The sequence below is a fragment of the Ruminococcus sp. N15.MGS-57 genome (assembly GCF_000980385.1).
GTDB classification, from domain to species: domain Bacteria; phylum Bacillota; class Clostridia; order Oscillospirales; family Ruminococcaceae; genus Hominimerdicola; species Hominimerdicola aceti.
Genome location: NZ_LARF01000079.1, coordinates 1 through 2,936, shown reverse-complemented (window position 1 = coordinate 2,936; position 2,936 = coordinate 1). Strand labels below are relative to the sequence as shown.

The window sequence follows — 2,936 nt, the reverse complement described above, 5'->3', positions numbered from 1 at the left end:
AACCAGCTATCTCCGGGTTCGATTGGAATTTCTCCGCTACCCACAGTTCATCCGCTACCATTTCAACGGGAGTCGGTTCGGTCCTCCATAAAGTTTTACCTTTACTTCAACCTGACCATGGGTAGGTCACCCGGTTTCGGGTCGAATACAACCGACTTCATACGCCCTATTCAGACTTGCTCTCGCTGCGGCTTCACACCTTAAGTGCTTAACCTCGCCGGTTACATTCACTCGCCGGACCATTCTACAAAAGGTACCCGATCGCTCTTTGATGAGCTTTCGGTGCTTGTAAACACAAGGTTTCAGGTTCTTTTTCACTCCCCGTCAGGGGTACTTTTCACCTTTCCTTCACAGTACTTCTTCACTATCGGTCACCGAGTAGTATTTAGGCTTGGAGGATGGTCCCCCCATATTCCCACCGGGTTTCACGTGTCCGGCGGTACTCTGGATACAGATGGCTGTTCAGGCTTTTCGTGTACAGGACTCTCACCTTCTTCGGTTGGACTTCCCATTCCATTCCACTAAACCTTTACAATGCCGTATTCTGTCCGAACCCCGAAAGTATTACTACTCTCGGTTTGGCCTCTTCCGCGTTCGCTCGCCACTACTTACGGAATCTCAGTTGATTTCTCTTCCTCGCCCTACTTAGATGTTTCAGTTCAGGCGGTTCCCCTCATATACCTATGTATTCAGTATATGATGACAAGACTTTCCTCTTGCCGGATTGCTCCATTCGGAAATCTGCGGATCAAAGCCTACTTACGGCTCCCCGCAGCTTATCGCAGTTAGTCACGTCCTTCTTCGGCTCTCGGTGCCAAGGCATTCCCCTTGTGCTCTTTGTAGCTTGACCATTATGAGATATCTTTGGTTCTTCTTTTTCTTGTAATGTTAATTACTCTTTTCGCAGTTTAATAAGCCTTTAGTTTATTAACTAATCTTCTTATTACCCTTAAGCTTAATTGTAGTATTTTTTACCTATGGTTTACGCATTCAAATTATCATTTGAGTTTGTTTACCTGTATAACTAATACTTTTCTCGCTTTATCTGCTTCTTTATTCAGTTTTCAAGGTGCTTTTTAGAAGAGATTTTAGACTTGATGATGTCAAGCCTCGTTGTTCTTCGCTTCTCCTCAAATAACTCCCACTCGTCTAACATGTTTCAATCACTTGCGTGATTTTCACATCTTAGTCCTCGCCGGTCGTTATTTTTGGGCTACGAACCTCGGCTATTCTTATTGGTGGAGATAAGCGGGATCGAACCGCTGACCCCCTGCTTGCAAAGCAGGTGCTCTCCCAGCTGAGCTATACCCCCGTATATCTCGGGCAGGACCCTGAAAATTAAACAACGAGTTTTGAAAAGAAATCTTTCGTAATGCTGACCTTGGAATTTAAATCAGCTTGTTTCATCTGATTTGGTCTCCATAGAAAGGAGGTGATCCAGCCGCACCTTCCGATACGGCTACCTTGTTACGACTTCACCCCAGTCGCCAATCCTACCTTCGGCAGCGTCCTCACGAGGTTGGACTACTGACTTCGGGTATTACCGGCTCCCATGGTGTGACGGGCGGTGTGTACAAGGCCCGGGAACGTATTCACCGCGGCATGCTGATCCGCGATTACTAGCAATTCCATCTTCATGCAGGCGGGTTGCAGCCTGCAATCTGAACTGAGAATGTTTTTAGGGGTTTGCTCCACATCACTGTCTTGCTTCCCTCTGTTTACATCCATTGTAGTACGTGTGTAGCCCAGGTCATAAGGGGCATGATGATTTGACGTCGTCCCCACCTTCCTCCGTTTTGTCAACGGCAGTCCTATTAGAGTGCTCTTGCGTAGCAACTAATAGCAAGGGTTGCGCTCGTTGCGGGACTTAACCCAACATCTCACGACACGAGCTGACGACAACCATGCACCACCTGTCTCGATGTCCCGAAGGATTTCACACATCTCTGTGCTATGCATCGGATGTCAAGACCTGGTAAGGTTCTTCGCGTTGCTTCGAATTAAACCACATACTCCACTGCTTGTGCGGGCCCCCGTCAATTCCTTTGAGTTTCAACCTTGCGGCCGTACTCCCCAGGTGGATTACTTATTGTGTTAACTCCGGCACGGAAGGGGTCAGACCCCCCACACCTAGTAATCATCGTTTACAGCGTGGACTACCAGGGTATCTAATCCTGTTTGCTACCCACGCTTTCGTGCCTCAGCGTCAGTTAAAGCCCAGCAGGCCGCCTTCGCCACTGGTGTTCCTCCCCATCTCTACGCATTTCACCGCTACACGGGGAATTCCGCCTGCCTCTACTTCACTCAAGCTCTACAGTTTCAAATGCAGTTTATGGGTTGAGCCCATAGATTTCACATCTGACTTGCAAAGCCGCCTACGCACCCTTTACACCCAGTAAATCCGGACAACGCTTGCTCCCTACGTATTACCGCGGCTGCTGGCACGTAGTTAGCCGGAGCTTATTCATTAAGTACCGTCATTTTTCGTCCTTAATAAAAGAAGTTTACAATCCGAAAACCTTCATCCTTCACGCGGCGTTGCTGCGTCAGGGTTGCCCCCATTGCGCAATATCCCCCACTGCTGCCTCCCGTAGGAGTCTGGGCCGTGTCTCAGTCCCAATGTGGCCGTTCAACCTCTCAGTCCGGCTACCGATCGCGGTCTTGGTGAGCCGTTACCTCACCAACTAACTAATCGGACGCGAGTCCATCTTCAAGCGATAAAATCTTTGATATCAGAACCATGTGGTTCCGATATGTCATGCGGTATTAGCATTCTTTTCAGAATGTTATCCCCCTCTTGAAGGCAGGTTACTCACGCGTTACTCACCCGTCCGCCACTAAACTAAATCAAATTCATTCCGAAGAAATCTTTCAAAACAGTTCCGTTCGACTTGCATGTGTTAGGCACGCCGCCAGCGTTCGTCCTGAGCCAGGAT

At 48.5% G+C, this 2,936-nt stretch carries 1 tRNA gene and 2 rRNA genes; all 3 read right to left on the bottom strand.

What is annotated here, in order from left to right:
- Positions 1–850: ribosomal RNA gene (locus WS40_RS10280) — 23S ribosomal RNA — on the bottom strand; the annotation flags it as partial.
- Between the two features lie 386 nt (positions 851–1,236).
- A tRNA-Ala gene (locus tag WS40_RS10275) sits at positions 1,237–1,312 on the bottom strand.
- A 113-nt stretch (positions 1,313–1,425) separates the two neighbouring features.
- A 16S ribosomal RNA gene (locus tag WS40_RS10270) occupies positions 1,426–2,936 on the bottom strand; the annotation flags it as partial.